Below are 14,684 nucleotides of genomic sequence, written 5' to 3' on the forward strand. Positions count from 1 at the left end.
AAATTGCCTACAAATGAAAGTAAGACTCATTTTATGATCATTATACAGTCTTATCTTTGGGAGGAGGTGAATGGCATGAACAAGACAGATTTAATCAATGCTGTTGCAGAAGCAAGTTCCCTTTCTAAAAAGGACGCAACAAAAGCAGTAGACGCTGTTTTTGATTCTATCTTAGAAGCTTTAAAACAAGGTGATAAAGTACAACTGATCGGATTCGGTAACTTCGAAGTTCGTGAGCGTGCGGCTCGTAAAGGTCGTAACCCACAAACAGGTGAGGAGATTGAAATCGCTGCAAGTAAAGTACCTGCATTCAAACCTGGTAAAGCGTTAAAAGATGCGGTTAAATAATCCTTACATATTAACAGGGAAGAAGAGTTTCCTTTTTGGAAACTCTTCTTTTTGCTTTTAAAAACATAAATATGCTAGAATGTGTTCGTATCACTTTTAGGTTTTCGGGAGGGCTAGCGGATGGCAAAAGTTAATTTAGAACAAATTGAACATGCAGTACGCCTTATTTTAGAGGCAATTGGAGATGATCCTAATCGAGAGGGAGTACTTGATACACCAAAGCGTGTTGCAAAAATGTACGCAGAAGTGTTCTCAGGTATGCATGAAGATCCGAAAGAACATTTACACAAAGTGTTCGGAGAAGATCATGAGGAGCTTGTACTAGTAAAAGATATACCGTTTTATTCGATGTGTGAGCATCATTTAGTTCCATTCTATGGAGTTGCTCACGTTGCATATATTCCGCAAGGCGGAAAAGTGACAGGGTTAAGTAAATTAGCTCGTACTGTAGATACAATTGCACGTCGTCCACAACTGCAAGAACGTATTACATCAACGGTAGCGAACTCTATTATGGAAGTACTAGAGCCGCATGGTGTAATGGTAGTAGTAGAAGCGGAACATATGTGTATGACGATGCGCGGTGTGAAAAAGCCAGGTGCAAAAACAGTAACAACAGCAGTACGTGGTGTGCTAGAAAATGATGCTGCAGCACGTAGTGAAATTTTATCTTTTATTAAAACGAAGTAAAGAAAAGTGGGAAACTGCTTTTCTTTTTTTTTTTTGTAAATAAATGATATAGTTTTAGCGAGGCAGAGTGAGAATAGAAAGATTACTTAAAAGAATAGAAGATGTTATGTAGTTCGGTAGAAGTTTGGAAAGAGTAGCCAAGTTTTGGTTATAGAAAATAGAGTGTATGTGTTATAATAAGTTTTATGAATTAGAAAACAAGGGTGATTTTTGTGTGTGACATCTACGGAGGGTATGCGGGTATAAGAGAGAAATTGATGGTGAAATTACGCCATCCTTATTTTATAAACTATATTGAAGAACCATTTATTGACGAAGAGAAAATCGCATTGTTATATGGTGCTTTAAAAGGTGCAAATTTACATATAGAACAAATTGAGCATTATGTAGTGACGATTATGCTTGTGCAAATTGCGCTTGATACACATGAAAGAGTATCAAATAAAGCAGGGGAAGAAGCGAATGAATCGCATAAGCGTCGCCAGTTAACAGTGCTTGCTGGTGATTACTATAGCGGGTTATATTATTACTTATTGTCTATGAATCGTGATATTGTTTTAATTCGTGCGCTTGCTGAAGGAATTAAAGAAATTAATGAACACAAAATAATGTTATATCAAAAAGCGCATAAAACGGTGGGTGACATAATGGAGAGTGTAGTAATGATTGAGTCTGCACTGTTGCAAAAAACATGTGATCATTTTCATTTAGCGCATTGGAAGCCGTTTATAACATATGTACTAGGGAAAAATCGTCTCCAAAAAGAATGTGAACTACATGTTAATAAACAACATTCACCTGTTTTTCAAGCTGTTCAAGGGATTGTGAACGATAAAGCAGATGCAGAAACAGTTATGAATGGATGGATGATGAAACTTAGGAAGAAAGAAAATCAATTTTTAGAAAATCACACAGATATAAGCGAAATAAACTCTGTGTTAAGAGATACATCGAAGACATAAGCAATTTTACATTGGAAGAAGGTACGAGCATGCAACAATCAAAAGAAGAAAGAGTACATGATGTATTTGAGAAAATCTCTGATAAGTACGATGTGATGAATTCTGTAATTAGTTTTCAAAGACATAAAGCGTGGCGCAAAGAGACGATGCGCATTATGGATGTAAAACCAGGTAGTAAAGCGCTTGATGTATGTTGCGGAACAGCGGACTGGACAATTGCGCTAGCTGGAGCGGTGGGTGAACAGGGCAAGGTTGTTGGTTTAGACTTCAGCGAAAATATGTTATCTGTTGGTAAGCAAAAGGTAGAGGCGTTACAATTAAAACAAGTAGAACTTCTGCACGGGAATGCAATGGAACTTCCATTTGAAGATGACACGTTTGATTATGTAACGATTGGATTTGGTTTACGTAATGTACCGGATTATATGCACGTATTAAAAGAAATGACGCGTGTAGTAAAACCAGGTGGAAAAGTAATTTGTTTAGAAACATCTCAACCAACAATGATTGGTTTTCGACAAGGTTATATTTTATACTTTAAATATATCATGCCGTTATTTGGAAAGTTATTTGCGAAAAGTTATAAAGAATATTCATGGCTACAAGAATCTGCTAGTACATTCCCAGGTATGAAAGAATTGGCTAATATGTTCGAAAAAGCTGGACTTGAACGTGTGCAAGTGAAGCCATTTACTTTTGGGGTAGCAGCGATGCATTTAGGCATGAAACCAGAATCAAAATAGAAAAAAGAAGTTTTAGGTTAAGGTGAACAATATGAAGTTACAACTTATGTACTCTTTTTTACGATCGGATATTAATGTGATAGAAAAAGAATTAAAAAAGACAGTTGCTTCTGAACAGCCATTAGTAGAAGAGGCGGCATTACAACTTATTGAAGCTGGTGGGAAGCGAATTCGTCCTGTATTTGTGTTGCTTGCGGGGAAATTTGGAGATTATAAGTTAGATGCAATTAAGCATGTAGCTGTTGCGTTAGAACTTATTCATATGGCTTCTCTTGTTCACGATGATGTTATTGATGCTGCGTTTTTACGACGTGGTAGTGCAACTGTGAATGCGAAATGGGGAGATCGTATTGCAATGTATACAGGGGACTATTTATTCGCTAAGTCTCTTGAATGTATAACGAATATTGAAATTCCAGAGGCGCATCAGGCGCTATCGCATACCATTTTAGAAGTTTGTAAAGGTGAAATCGAACAAATTAAAGATAAGTATAACTATGACCAAAATTTAAGAACATATTTAAGAAGAATAAAGCGAAAAACCGCTTTATTAATTGCTGCAAGTTGCCAACTAGGAGCGATTGCTGCTGGCGCTAATCGTGATACGGTAAGCCGTCTGTTTTGGTATGGCTATTTCGTAGGGATGTCGTATCAAATTATTGATGACATTTTAGACTTCGTTTCTACAGAAGAGAAACTTGGAAAACCTGCTGGGGGCGATTTATTGCAAGGAAACATTACGCTTCCTGCCTTATATGCTATGGAAGATCCAATCCTTTGTAAGAAAATCAGATCTGTACATGAAAATACAACAGCGGACGAAATGAAAGAAATTATTGAAGCTGTAAAGAATAGTGCTGCTATTGATAAAGCATTTGCGTTTAGTGAACGTTATTTACATAAAGCATTAGAAATGATAAAACCACTCCCACGTGGACAAGCAAAGTATGCATTACAAAATGTAGCAAAGTATATTGGAAAACGAAAATTTTAGTGTTTTTTCTAAAAAATAAAATAATCTCTCTATTTCAAAACTATTGCACAATTGTGATAAGGGTGTTAATATGTGTGTGGGGATATACAATTACATACATAATTCAGAAGTGGAGAGATTTTTTATGGAAAAAACATTTCTAATGGTTAAACCAGACGGTGTACAACGTGCCTTCATTGGGGAAATTGTAGCTCGTTTTGAGAAGAAGGGCTTTCAATTAGTTGGTGCAAAATTAATGCAAGTCACTCCAGAAATCGCTGGACAACACTATGCTGAGCACACAGAAAAACCTTTCTTTGGTGAATTAGTAGACTTTATTACATCTGGTCCTGTATTCGCAATGGTATGGCAAGGTGAAGGTGTAGTAGATACAGCTCGTAACATGATGGGTAAAACAAGACCACATGAAGCAGCTCCTGGAACAATTCGTGGAGATTTCGGTGTAACTGTTGCAAAAAACATTATCCATGGTTCTGATTCGTTAGAAAGTGCAGAGCGCGAGATTGGTATTTTCTTTAAGGAAGAAGAATTAGTTGACTACTCAAAATTAATGAATGAATGGATTTACTAATTATTTTGAAATAATTTGTAAACGCTTTAATCACTGTGATAATAGTAGAAAGTGCAAGGAGAATAGGGGTATTCTTCTTGCACTTTTTTTATTTCTATTAGTTACGAAGTTAGAGCTGTTATGATATATTGATATGTAAAGTAAAGGCCTATCGGAGAATAAGCGAATGGCTGATGTATGAATAACTCTTTCATATTTTTAGAGTAATGAAAGATAAAATTATTGCTTAATATAGCGAGATAAATACATATACGAAAAGAGGAATAACGTATGCGATATATTACAGCTGGTGAATCTCATGGTCCACAACTTACAACGATTATAGAAGGTGTTCCAGCCGGACTACCATTAGTAGCGGATGATATAAATGAAGAGTTAGCTAGAAGGCAAAAGGGATATGGGCGTGGTAGACGCATGCAAATTGAAACAGATCAAGTGCAAATTGTAAGTGGTGTTAGACATGGAGAGACATTAGGTTCTCCAATTGCACTTGTTGTTGAAAACCGTGATTTTGCACATTGGACAAAAATTATGGGTGCAGAGCCGTTAACGGAACAAGAAGAAAAAGAAATGAAAAGGAAAGTAACAAAACCAAGACCTGGACATGCTGATTTAAATGGTGCGATTAAATATGGTCATAGAGATATGAGAAATGTACTGGAACGCTCTTCGGCACGCGAAACGACAGTACGTGTTGCTGCTGGTGCGGTTGCAAAAAAAGTGTTAGCGGAACTTGGTATTGCAGTAGCAGGCCATGTAATTGAAATTGGCGGTGTACAGGCTAAAGAGACTACGTATCGTTCAATTGAAGAATTAAAAAGTATTACAGAAGCATCACCTGTACGCTGTTTAGATGAAGAAGCTGGTAATCAAATGATAAAAGCAATTGATGATGCGAAATCAAATGGTGATTCAATCGGTGGCATCGTGGAAGTAATTGTGGAAGGAATGCCAATTGGAGTAGGCAGCTATGTGCACTATGATCGAAAACTAGATGCAAAATTAGCAGCCGCAATAATGAGCATTAATGCCTTTAAAGGGGTCGAGATTGGAATTGGTTTTGAAGCAGCACATAGACCGGGTAGCGAAGTTCATGATGAAATTTTGTGGGATGAAGAGCATGGATATACAAGAAGAACAAATAACGCGGGTGGTTTAGAAGGCGGTATGACGACTGGAATGCCAATTGTTGTGCGCGGAGTGATGAAACCGATACCTACACTATATAAACCTCTTCAAAGTGTCGATATTGATACGAAAGAGCCTTTTACAGCAAGTATTGAACGTTCAGATAGTTGTGCTGTTCCAGCAGCTAGTGTCGTTGCGGAAGCGGTTGTAGCTTGGGAATTAGCGACAGCTTTAATAGAACAATTTGGATTAGATCGTATGGACCTTATTCGTGAAAATATTGAGAAACATAATGAATATGCGAGGGGATTTTAATGGAAAACATACATATTCAAACGAAATCAAAAGAATATGATGTACATGTAGGAAAAGAATCGTTGTCACATTTGACAACAATCGTTCAAAACATGCAGCCATCTGTATCAAACATTATGATTATTTCAGATGAGGCTGTTGCACCTTTACATTTACAGACAGTTGTAGATGCGTTGCAAATAGATCAAAAAGTATTTTCATTCGTTGTACCGAGTGGTGAAAAAGAGAAGTCCTTTGAAAATTTCTATGCGGCTCATACGTCAGCTCTTGAAAATAAATTAGATAGAAATTCTTTAATTATCGCACTTGGAGGCGGGATGATTGGAGATTTAGCTGGTTTTGTTGCTGCGTCGTTTATGCGTGGAATTCGCTTTGTTCAAGTTCCCACTACTTTATTAGCTCACGATAGCGCGGTAGGTGGGAAAGTAGCAATCAATCATCCGTTAGGTAAAAATATGATAGGTGCATTCCATCAACCAGAAGCAGTTGTATATCATACGCCGTTTTTACAGTCTCTTCCTGAAAAAGAGTGGCGCTCAGGTTATGCAGAAGTGATAAAACATGCTCTAATTGGTGATGTAAAGCTATATTATTGGCTAAAAGAAGAAGTGCAAACATTAGCAGATCTTCGTGATGAGAAATTAATCCACATATTAACGAAGGCGATTCCTGTAAAGGCAAACATTGTAGCGCAAGATGAAACAGAAAAAGGCGTACGTGCACATTTAAACTTTGGACATACGTTAGGCCATGCTCTAGAAAAAGAACTAGGATATGGAAATATTACTCACGGTGACGGAGTAGCGGTTGGAATGTTATTTGCTATATTCTTAAGTGAACAAGTGTATAAGGTAAATCTTGCTTATGAAGAGATGAAGCAGTGGTTCTTGAAGTACGGCTATCCAAAAATGCCAAGTGATTTAAGTGTAGAACGCCTCGTCGGGTTGATGAAACAAGATAAGAAAGCGAATGCAGGAACAATTCATATGGTACTTATGCAGGAATATGGGGTAGTGAATGTCGTATCTATTCCTGATGAGACTGTTCATATTGCGTTAGAGGCATTTCAAAAGGATATGGGTATAAGAAGTAGATAACAGCTATGGAGAGCCTATTTAGAAGCATTTTCGTAATAGTGACAGTTATGATAAACGATTATAGTAAGGGAGTATAACCGTATTGTAATCGAATTGAATAAAACGACTGGGGGAAGAAAAATGAGAGTGAAAGAGCAATTGTTAACTTTGAGAGCATATGTACCTGGGAAAAATATTGAAGAAGTAAAAAGGGAATATGGATTATCAAAAATTGTGAAATTAGCATCGAACGAAAATCCATTCGGTTGCTCAGCACGCGTAACAGAAGCATTAACTTCTTTAGCGAGTCAATACGCTCTTTATCCAGATGGACATGCCTTTGAACTTCGGACACAAGTAGCAAAACATTTAGGTGTTAAAGCGGAACAACTGTTATTTGGTAGTGGATTAGATGAAGTTATTCAAATGATTAGTCGTGCGTTACTACACGAAGGAACAAATGTTGTAATGGCGAATCCAACATTCTCACAATACCATCACCATGCTGTTATTGAAGGAGCAGAAGTTCGTGAAGTACCACTTAAAGATGGCGTTCACGATTTAGATGCGATGTTACAGCAAGTAGATGATCAAACGAAGATTGTATGGATTTGTAACCCGAATAATCCGACAGGTACATATGTAGAAAAACAAAAATTACTTTCATTTTTAGAATCAGTTCCTAAGTCAGCGCTTGTTATTATGGACGAAGCATATTATGAATATGCGGGAGCAGAAGACTATCCGCAAACATTACCACTTCTTGAAAAGTATGAAAATCTTATGGTATTGCGTACGTTTTCAAAAGCATATGGTCTAGCTGCTTTCCGTATCGGATATGCAGTTGGTAATACGGAGTTAATCGGGCAGCTAGAAGTAGCGAGGTTACCGTTTAATACATCGACTGTAGCGCAATCTGTAGCACTTGCTGCATTAGAAGATCAAGTATTTTTACAAGAATGTGTGAAAAAGAATGAAGAAGGATTACATCAATATTACGCATTTTGTAAGGAATATAACGTATTCTATTATCCATCTCAAACAAATTTCATTTTCTTAAAACTCGGTATTCCTGGTAATGAAGCTTTTGAACGATTAATGAAAAAAGGATATATTGTTCGTTCTGGTGCTGCATTTGGTATCGATGATGGCATTCGTATTACTGTCGGTTTGAAAGAAGAAAATGATGAAATTATAGAGTTACTGAAAGAACTTGTAAATGAGCAAGTACAGAAAGAGGAAACATATTCTTAAGAGATGTGAAGGCTCCTATTAGAGGAGTCTTTTTTATCGCATTAAAAAAGTTGAAGTTTAGTAATTAAGTTGTTCTGTAAATCAAGATTGGTATGGCTCGATAATTAGTGGGAGAAGTTATTTGCACGGTCATAAAAGAAAGCGGTACAATAGAAGAAGATAAGAAGGTATCGGTATCATATCCGAACCTTTTGAACAATTAACTACTCTGTAAGAAGAAGCATGCTCATTCTAAAGGTTGCGTTCTAACAATGAGTTGCTTATGATAAAGTGAAACTTTAATCAATGGGGGGATGTTTATCCCCCGCTGATTATTAGCCCACACCAATCGGGCTTTTACGGGCAGTTGCCCCCAAAACTAACTTCTTTGCCCTAGCTGAATTTTGAGGTGGGGTCTTACTGCCCGTTAATAGCAGGGTAAATGAACAGAAAAGAATATTTTTTAGAATTAAAGGAGACGTTTATGCAAAAGTTTGAACAAGCTGTTTCATATATTGAAAATGGTGAAGCGGAAAAAGGATTACAATTATTAAAAGAGCAATTAAAAATTGCGAATGATGAAGAGAAGTATGATATTGCTCGCTATTATCATACTCTTGGATTTACGGATGAAGCGTTAGCTATTACAGAAGATTTGCGTTTATTGTATCCAGAGGAAAGTGAATTCACTGTATTTTTAGCAGAATTATATATTGATCTAGATAAAGAAGATGAAGCGATTGAAGTACTTCATGATATTCCGGAAAATGATGATTTATATGTTCAATCGTTATTACTTGTAGCGGATTTATTCCAAATGCAAGGTTTCGATGATGTAGCAGAACAAAAACTATTAAAGGCGAAAGAAATGATGCCTGACGAGCCTGTCATTACGTTTGGATTAGCAGAGTTATATAGTAGTAAAGGTGAAGAACAAAAGGCAATTACTTATTATGAGTCGCTATTAGCGGAGCATAAAGTAATGGGTGGTGTTGTCATTGCACTGCGCCTTGGAGAAACGTTAAGTGCCATTGGAAATTGGGAAGAGGCGATTTCTTACTACGAAGCAGGTTTAGAGGAACAAAAAGATATTCACTCATTATTTGGATATGCATTCACGTTATACCAAGGTGAAGAATACCAAAGAGCAATTGGTGCTTGGCAAGAACTGAAAGAATTAGATCCTGAGTATGCATCTCTTTACATGTATTTAGCGAAAAGCTATGAAAAAGAAGGAATGCTTCAAGAAAGCTATGAAACACTTCATGAAGGAATTAAAGTAGATGAACTTTCTGTACCATTCTATGTAGAATTAGCAAACATTGCAGCGAAATTAGGGAAAATAGCGGAAGCAGAGGAAGTGCTTCAAAAAGCGCTTGAGTTAGATCCAGGACATTTAGGTGCAACATTAAAATATGCATATATCTTAAAGGAACAAGAAAAGTATGAAGAGCTAATTGCCGTTGTAGAGCGTGCTATCGATAGCGGAGAACCAGATACACAACTACTTTGGGATCTTGCGTTTGCAAAAAAACAATTAGAAATGTATTCTGATGCATTAAAACACTATGAAAGTGCATATACTTCTTTTAAGAATCATCCAGACTTCTTGGAAGAGTACGGTTATTTCTTATTGGAAGAAGGTATGCGAAAAGAGGCGAAAGAAGTATTTACTCAGTTAATACAACTAGACCCGACACAAATTCATATTGAAGAATTGTTATATAATTTAGAGGATTTTTCATAAGTTGGAAGGAAACTGAATACCGCTTCTTGAATCTAAAAAGAAAAGAGAAAGACAGAGGAGGGACTTAATTGCTATGAATACCCCTGTTTCTGTAAACGAGAAGAAGGATTTTGTAAAATGGTTTTTGAATAATTACCAACTGAAACAGCGTGAATGTGTATGGATTTTGAATTATTTAATGAGTCACGACCAATTGATGCATAAAGTCCACTTCGTAGAGCATGCAAAATATTGTCCGCGTGGCTTAGTAATGTCCGCGAATTGTGTAAAAGACACACCGTTTCACTTTTTTAAACAAAATGTTATGACAACAGATGCTGAAAAATCGTTTCATGATATTCGTTTAAATCGAGATGAGGATATTTATATTCAACTCAATTTTAAATCATCGTTTCAAAATGCCAATTACGTAGCTGTATTAGAAGAAAACCCATATTTACCAAAGCACATTGAAGTAAATGAAAAAGATCGTTTACTTGCAGAAAGGTTTTTAGAAGAAAGTGTATTTTCTTTTAGAAGAGAACGTCTTTTGAAACAAATTGATGAAGCGCTGGATAAGCAAGATAAGGAAGCGTTTCATAGGTTAACAGCGGAGTTAAAGATGTTATAGAATTCATTTGGATTCATAAAATTTTACAAATTTCAGACTTTTTCAAGAAAAACTACCTTAATATAGGTAGTTTTTCTTTTTTTACCTCTTTTAGTATGGTTTAATATATATAAAGTGAAAGTTCTGTCATTTATAGACGGGGGAGGGAAGACATTTGAAATGGATTGTAAAAGATGTGGAACAGTTTGAGCAAGCAAGAGAATATGTAGATACGGGTGTTATACCACTTTTATCAATTTCAGCAGCGAAAGAAATGAAAATGGTAGTAGAACAAGGGGAATTTATCGAATTGTTGAGTATGGAGCTAGAAAGAGAATATAAAGGAAGAGTGCTTTTATTACCTGCATTTACGTATCTAGTAGAAAGTCAAAAAAACGAAAAAGGTCGTTTGCAAGAATGGACAAATCATTTGAAAAAGCAAGGTTTTAAGCATATTGCTTATGTTACAAGTGATTTTTCATGGAAAGAAGATATGCAAGAATTGCAGGGAGATTTATTTTGGTTTCCTTCATTAGCGTTAGAACAATTTAGTGATCAAGCGAAAAGAGAAGTGATTCATGCACATATAAAAAATATAATGGTAATGTTAGAAGAAAAATGGGGAAAATAATAATAAACAGAAAGTTCTTATTATTATGAGTAGTATGATATTGACCTGTGCATGAGCGTATTATATCATGATAGTGTCCTAGTTTTTATTTTTTATATAATTTATCACGAGGGGACAATTTCTGATAGAGGGGGGAAATTTTCGTGAGCGAGAAAGAACATCGTGTGTCAAGAAGACAGTTTTTAAATTACACTCTTACAGGGGTAGGAGGCTTTATGGCAGCGGGTATTTTAATGCCGATGACGCGATTTGCGCTTGATCCGGTGTTAAGAAAAGAAGCGGGAACGGATATGGTTGCTGTTGCACAAGTAAAGGATATTACAACAGAGCCGAAACGTTTCGATTTTAAGGTGAAGCAGGTTGATGGTTGGTACAAGTCCGAAGAGCCAAAATCAGCTTGGGTTCATAAAGATGAAAGCGGAGACATTGTTGCGTTCTCTCCAGTATGTAAACATTTAGGATGTACAGTGAACTGGAATTCGGACAAAGCACATCCGAATCAATTCTTTTGTCCATGTCACGGGGGCCGTTACACAAAAGACGGGATAAACATTAAAGGCACGCCGCCCCTTGCTCCACTTGATGTATACGAATCTAAAGTGAAAGATGGAACGCTGTACCTAGGAAAAGCGAAGCCAAGAGGGGGTGCAAAGTAGATGCTAAATAAAATTTATGATTGGGTAGATGAAAGGTTAGATATTACACCAATATGGCGTGATATCGCTGATCATGAAGTACCTGAACATGTAAACCCGGCACATCACTTTTCTGCATTCGTTTATTGCTTTGGCGGACTTACCTTTTTCGTTACTGTAATTCAAATTTTATCTGGAATGTTTTTGACGATGTATTATGTGCCTGATATTAAAAATGCTTGGGAATCGGTCTATTATTTGCAAAATGAAGTTGCATATGGGCAAATTGTTCGTGGTATGCACCACTGGGGTGCTAGTCTCGTAATTGTAATGATGTTTTTACATACACTTAGAGTTTTCTTCCAGGGTGCGTATAAAAAGCCTCGTGAGCTAAACTGGATTGTTGGTGTTCTTATTTTCTTTGTTATGTTAGGTCTTGGTTTTACCGGATATTTATTACCGTGGGATATGAAAGCGTTATTTGCTACGAAAGTAGGGATTCAAATTGCAGAGCAAACGCCGCTTATTGGTCCTTACATTAAAACATTACTCGCTGGTCATTCCGAAATTGTTGGCGCTCAAACATTAACTCGCTTCTTTGCTATTCACGTCTTCTTCTTACCAGCAGCACTTCTAGGTTTAATGGCCTTCCACTTCATCATGATTCGCAAACAAGGTATTTCCGGTCCGCTATAAGAGATTGCTAAATTAAAGGGGAAAGAACTAAAGGAGGGAGATTATGCATCGCGGCAAAGGGATGAAGTTTGTAGGAGATTCTCGGGTACCGGTAGCTCGGAAACCAAATATTCCAAAAGACTATTCGGAATACCCAGGGAAAACAGAAGCATTTTGGCCGAACTTCTTGTTAAAAGAATGGATGGTTGGTGCAGTTTTTTTAATCGGTTATTTATGTTTAACAGTGGCGCATCCGTCACCGCTTGAAAGAATGGCGGATCCAACTGATGCTGGGTATATACCACTTCCAGATTGGTATTTCTTATTCTTGTATCAGTTATTAAAGTATTCTTATGCTTCTGGCTCATTTACTGTAATTGGAGCGTTCATTATGCCAGGGATTGCGTTTGGCGCATTACTGTTAGCTCCATTTCTTGATCGAGGTCCAGAAAGACGCCCATTGAAGCGTCCTGTAGCAACGGGATTTATGCTTTTAGCAGTTGCATCGATTATCTTTTTAACTTGGGAATCTGTAGCACACCACGACTGGGAAGCTGCAAAAAAACAAGGAGCAATTGTAAAAACAGCACCAGTTGATAAAAATGATGACGGTTATAAATTAATGCAAAAAAATACTTGTTTAACATGTCACGGTGACAATTTACAGGGCGGCGCAGCAGCACCAGCACTGCAAAACTTAACTTTAAAGCCAGAAGAAATTGCTAAAATTGCGAAAGAGGGAAAAGGTTCCATGCCTAAAGGTGTATTTAAAGGTACAGATGAGGAACTGAAGAAGCTTTCGGAATTCGTTGCAAAGTATAATAAAAAATAATAAAAAGCTGACTACAAAATTTGTAGTCAGCTTTTTATTTTGATGATAGAAAGTTTACTATATAATAGAGTAGAGTTTGATGAAAGAATGAAAGGTGTTGGACATACAGCTTGGTTTACTTGTATGCAATGTTAAGGCAACGCTCTGTATTATTATTTTTATTAGTTGTTAACATATTAGGTACAATATACGGATTTATATGGTATGGAAATCAATTAAAAGAAACTTCACCTATATTTTGGCCGTTTGTACCCGATAGTCCTATGGCAAGTCTCTTTTTTGTCTTTGTTTTAATCGCTTTTTTAATAAAGAGAAATTGGGGATTAATAGAGGCGCTAGCGATTGTTACTTTAATAAAATATGGTATATGGGCTGTTGTTGTAAATGGGGTTATGATCTATGTAAAAGGTCCTATTGGCCTTATCGGGTATATGTTAATGCTTTCGCATTTTGCGATGGCAGTACAAGCAGTGCTATATGCACCGTTTTACCGTATAAAAAAATGGCATTTTGCGGTAGCCGCTATATGGACATTACATAATGATGCAATTGATTATTTGTTCTGGCAAATGCCGAGATACGGAATTATGCATTTGTTTGTAGGAGAAATTGGTTATTTTACGTTCTGGTTAAGCATTGCTGTGCTTTGTATGACATATTATTATTGCTTACGTGAGAATCGAAAACAGTTTTCTTTATGATAGTTAGAATATGTAGGGGGAGAAAATGAAGAAAAATACGAGTGGTACAAAAATATTGGATCGATTGATTACGATAATTGTTTCATATAGCATAGCATTTTCTATATTTGCACTCGCAACAACGGCGGTTGTATATGGAAAATGGCTATATTATTTTGAAATTGATTTTTTGAACATTCCAGATTTAGCAGATATGACGAAGGATGATATTAAAAGAAATTATGATGTGCTTATCACATATTTATCGCCATTTTATGACGGAGCATTACATTTGCCAACACTAGATATGTCTACAAATGGCCGTATTCATTTTGTAGATGTGAAAAACATTTTAGTAAAGATTCAATATGTAATGTATGCGACAATTATAATTGCAATAGTAGGCGGCATGTATTTGTTAAAAAAGAAAAATGAAAAGTTTTTACTGCATGGATCTATTTTAACAATCATTTTTCCAATAGCGTTAATGTTACCGATTGCTATTAATTTTGAAAAGAGTTTTGTGATATTCCATAAGCTTTTATTCAGTAATGATTATTGGGTTTTTGATCCTGAGAAGGATCCGATTATATTAATGTTACCAGAAGAGTTTTTTATGCATGCAGCGTGTGCTATTTTATTATTTATTTTATGTGGTAGCATAATTTGTTATAGCTTGTATAAATATTTCGTAAAAAAGAAAAGGATTTCAAAAGAAAAATTCTCTGTTTAAAGAGAATTTTTTTTGTTTGTAAAATGATAATATATTTTTCGGTCCAGTTCTGTTCTATTCTTGTCCACATTAACATATTTTGTACTAGTAGTTATAGGGGGG

The 14,684-nt window shown here is 36.2% G+C and carries 17 protein-coding genes; all 17 read left to right on the forward strand.

Annotated elements, in window-relative coordinates; all coding sequences use genetic code 11:
* The first annotated feature begins 75 nt into the window (after nt 1–75).
* Nucleotides 76–348, forward strand: a complete 273-nt coding sequence (locus PDQ40_RS00685; protein WP_001043860.1) for an HU family DNA-binding protein — start codon at nt 76–78, stop codon at nt 346–348.
* 120 nt (nt 349–468) lie between these two features.
* Nucleotides 469–1,038 carry a GTP cyclohydrolase I FolE gene (folE, locus tag PDQ40_RS00690; RefSeq protein ID WP_001151482.1) on the forward strand — a complete coding sequence of 190 codons (570 nt, stop codon included), beginning with the start codon at nt 469–471 and terminating at the stop codon, nt 1,036–1,038.
* 212 nt (nt 1,039–1,250) lie between these two features.
* Nucleotides 1,251–2,000 carry a heptaprenyl diphosphate synthase component 1 gene (locus tag PDQ40_RS00695; protein ID WP_002170301.1) on the forward strand — a complete coding sequence of 250 codons (750 nt, stop codon included), beginning with the start codon at nt 1,251–1,253 and terminating at the stop codon, nt 1,998–2,000.
* 29 nt (nt 2,001–2,029) lie between these two features.
* The gene (gene menG / locus PDQ40_RS00700) at nt 2,030–2,743 is read left to right on the forward strand and encodes a 2-heptaprenyl-1,4-naphthoquinone methyltransferase (protein WP_001187663.1); all 714 of its coding nucleotides are present in this window, start codon (nt 2,030–2,032) and stop codon (nt 2,741–2,743) included.
* Between the two features lie 31 nt (nt 2,744–2,774).
* Nucleotides 2,775–3,737 carry a heptaprenyl diphosphate synthase component II gene (gene hepT, locus PDQ40_RS00705; RefSeq protein ID WP_000776082.1) on the forward strand — a complete coding sequence of 321 codons (963 nt, stop codon included), beginning with the start codon at nt 2,775–2,777 and terminating at the stop codon, nt 3,735–3,737.
* Nucleotides 3,738–3,861: 124 nt separating this feature from the next.
* Nucleotides 3,862–4,308 (forward strand): nucleoside-diphosphate kinase, encoded by a 447-nt coding sequence (gene ndk, locus PDQ40_RS00710; RefSeq protein WP_000415887.1) that lies wholly within the window; start codon nt 3,862–3,864, stop codon nt 4,306–4,308.
* A 270-nt stretch (nt 4,309–4,578) separates the two neighbouring features.
* Complete coding sequence (gene aroC, locus PDQ40_RS00715; protein ID WP_001269362.1) at nt 4,579–5,751, forward strand: chorismate synthase; 1,173 nt, start codon at nt 4,579–4,581, stop codon at nt 5,749–5,751.
* Nucleotides 5,751–6,848 (forward strand): 3-dehydroquinate synthase, encoded by a 1,098-nt coding sequence (gene aroB, locus PDQ40_RS00720; protein WP_000427695.1) that lies wholly within the window; start codon nt 5,751–5,753, stop codon nt 6,846–6,848. Before aroC ends, aroB begins: the two co-directional genes overlap by 1 nt.
* Nucleotides 6,849–6,968: 120 nt before the next feature.
* Nucleotides 6,969–8,081, forward strand: coding sequence for a histidinol-phosphate transaminase (hisC, locus tag PDQ40_RS00725; protein WP_001264011.1), 1,113 nt, complete (start codon nt 6,969–6,971; stop codon nt 8,079–8,081).
* 463 nt (nt 8,082–8,544) lie between these two features.
* On the forward strand, nt 8,545–9,807 hold the full coding sequence (locus PDQ40_RS00735; protein ID WP_001168676.1) for a tetratricopeptide repeat protein: 1,263 nt from the start codon (nt 8,545–8,547) through the stop codon (nt 9,805–9,807).
* Nucleotides 9,808–9,880: 73 nt separating this feature from the next.
* Nucleotides 9,881–10,417, forward strand: coding sequence for a ReoY family proteolytic degradation factor (locus PDQ40_RS00740; protein ID WP_001095923.1), 537 nt, complete (start codon nt 9,881–9,883; stop codon nt 10,415–10,417).
* Between the two features lie 154 nt (nt 10,418–10,571).
* The gene (locus PDQ40_RS00745) at nt 10,572–11,027 is read left to right on the forward strand and encodes a YpiF family protein (RefSeq protein ID WP_000871307.1); all 456 of its coding nucleotides are present in this window, start codon (nt 10,572–10,574) and stop codon (nt 11,025–11,027) included.
* 143 nt (nt 11,028–11,170) lie between these two features.
* Nucleotides 11,171–11,683, forward strand: a complete 513-nt coding sequence (gene qcrA, locus PDQ40_RS00750) for a menaquinol-cytochrome c reductase iron-sulfur subunit (protein ID WP_001290418.1) — start codon at nt 11,171–11,173, stop codon at nt 11,681–11,683.
* Entirely contained in the window at nt 11,684–12,358 is a 675-nt protein-coding gene (gene qcrB, locus PDQ40_RS00755; RefSeq protein WP_000932700.1) for a menaquinol-cytochrome c reductase cytochrome b subunit, read from the forward strand. It begins immediately after the preceding gene.
* Between the two features lie 43 nt (nt 12,359–12,401).
* Nucleotides 12,402–13,169: a menaquinol-cytochrome c reductase cytochrome b/c subunit gene (qcrC, locus tag PDQ40_RS00760; protein ID WP_000554606.1), complete on the forward strand. Its 768-nt coding sequence runs from the start codon at nt 12,402–12,404 to the stop codon at nt 13,167–13,169.
* A gap of 110 nt (nt 13,170–13,279) precedes the next feature.
* Nucleotides 13,280–13,870: a DUF1405 domain-containing protein gene (locus PDQ40_RS00765; RefSeq protein ID WP_208752492.1), complete on the forward strand. Its 591-nt coding sequence runs from the start codon at nt 13,280–13,282 to the stop codon at nt 13,868–13,870.
* 25 nt (nt 13,871–13,895) lie between these two features.
* On the forward strand, nt 13,896–14,582 hold the full coding sequence (lit, locus tag PDQ40_RS00770; protein WP_214328715.1) for a lipoprotein intramolecular transacylase Lit: 687 nt from the start codon (nt 13,896–13,898) through the stop codon (nt 14,580–14,582).
* The last annotated feature ends 102 nt before the right edge of the window (nt 14,583–14,684 follow it).

The organism is Bacillus cereus group sp. Bc061 (genome assembly GCF_027715825.1).
In the GTDB taxonomy this organism is placed as follows: Bacteria; Bacillota; Bacilli; order Bacillales; family Bacillaceae_G; genus Bacillus_A; species Bacillus_A paranthracis.

What these genes read in the sequence shown, in the direction of transcription:
- PDQ40_RS00740 (WP_001095923.1), top strand. Translation starts at nt 9,881, where the DNA reads ATGAATACCCCTGTTTCTGTAAACGAGAAGAAGGATTTTGTAAAATGG.
- aroB (WP_000427695.1), top strand. Translation starts at nt 5,751, where the DNA reads ATGGAAAACATACATATTCAAACGAAATCAAAAGAATATGATGTACAT.
- folE (WP_001151482.1), top strand. Translation starts at nt 469, where the DNA reads ATGGCAAAAGTTAATTTAGAACAAATTGAACATGCAGTACGCCTTATT.
- hisC (WP_001264011.1), top strand. Translation starts at nt 6,969, where the DNA reads ATGAGAGTGAAAGAGCAATTGTTAACTTTGAGAGCATATGTACCTGGG.
- qcrB (WP_000932700.1), top strand. Translation starts at nt 11,684, where the DNA reads ATGCTAAATAAAATTTATGATTGGGTAGATGAAAGGTTAGATATTACA.
- lit (WP_214328715.1), top strand. Translation starts at nt 13,896, where the DNA reads ATGAAGAAAAATACGAGTGGTACAAAAATATTGGATCGATTGATTACG.
- aroC (WP_001269362.1), top strand. Translation starts at nt 4,579, where the DNA reads ATGCGATATATTACAGCTGGTGAATCTCATGGTCCACAACTTACAACG.
- menG (WP_001187663.1), top strand. Translation starts at nt 2,030, where the DNA reads ATGCAACAATCAAAAGAAGAAAGAGTACATGATGTATTTGAGAAAATC.
- ndk (WP_000415887.1), top strand. Translation starts at nt 3,862, where the DNA reads ATGGAAAAAACATTTCTAATGGTTAAACCAGACGGTGTACAACGTGCC.
- qcrC (WP_000554606.1), top strand. Translation starts at nt 12,402, where the DNA reads ATGCATCGCGGCAAAGGGATGAAGTTTGTAGGAGATTCTCGGGTACCG.
- PDQ40_RS00735 (WP_001168676.1), top strand. Translation starts at nt 8,545, where the DNA reads ATGCAAAAGTTTGAACAAGCTGTTTCATATATTGAAAATGGTGAAGCG.
- hepT (WP_000776082.1), top strand. Translation starts at nt 2,775, where the DNA reads ATGAAGTTACAACTTATGTACTCTTTTTTACGATCGGATATTAATGTG.
- PDQ40_RS00685 (WP_001043860.1), top strand. Translation starts at nt 76, where the DNA reads ATGAACAAGACAGATTTAATCAATGCTGTTGCAGAAGCAAGTTCCCTT.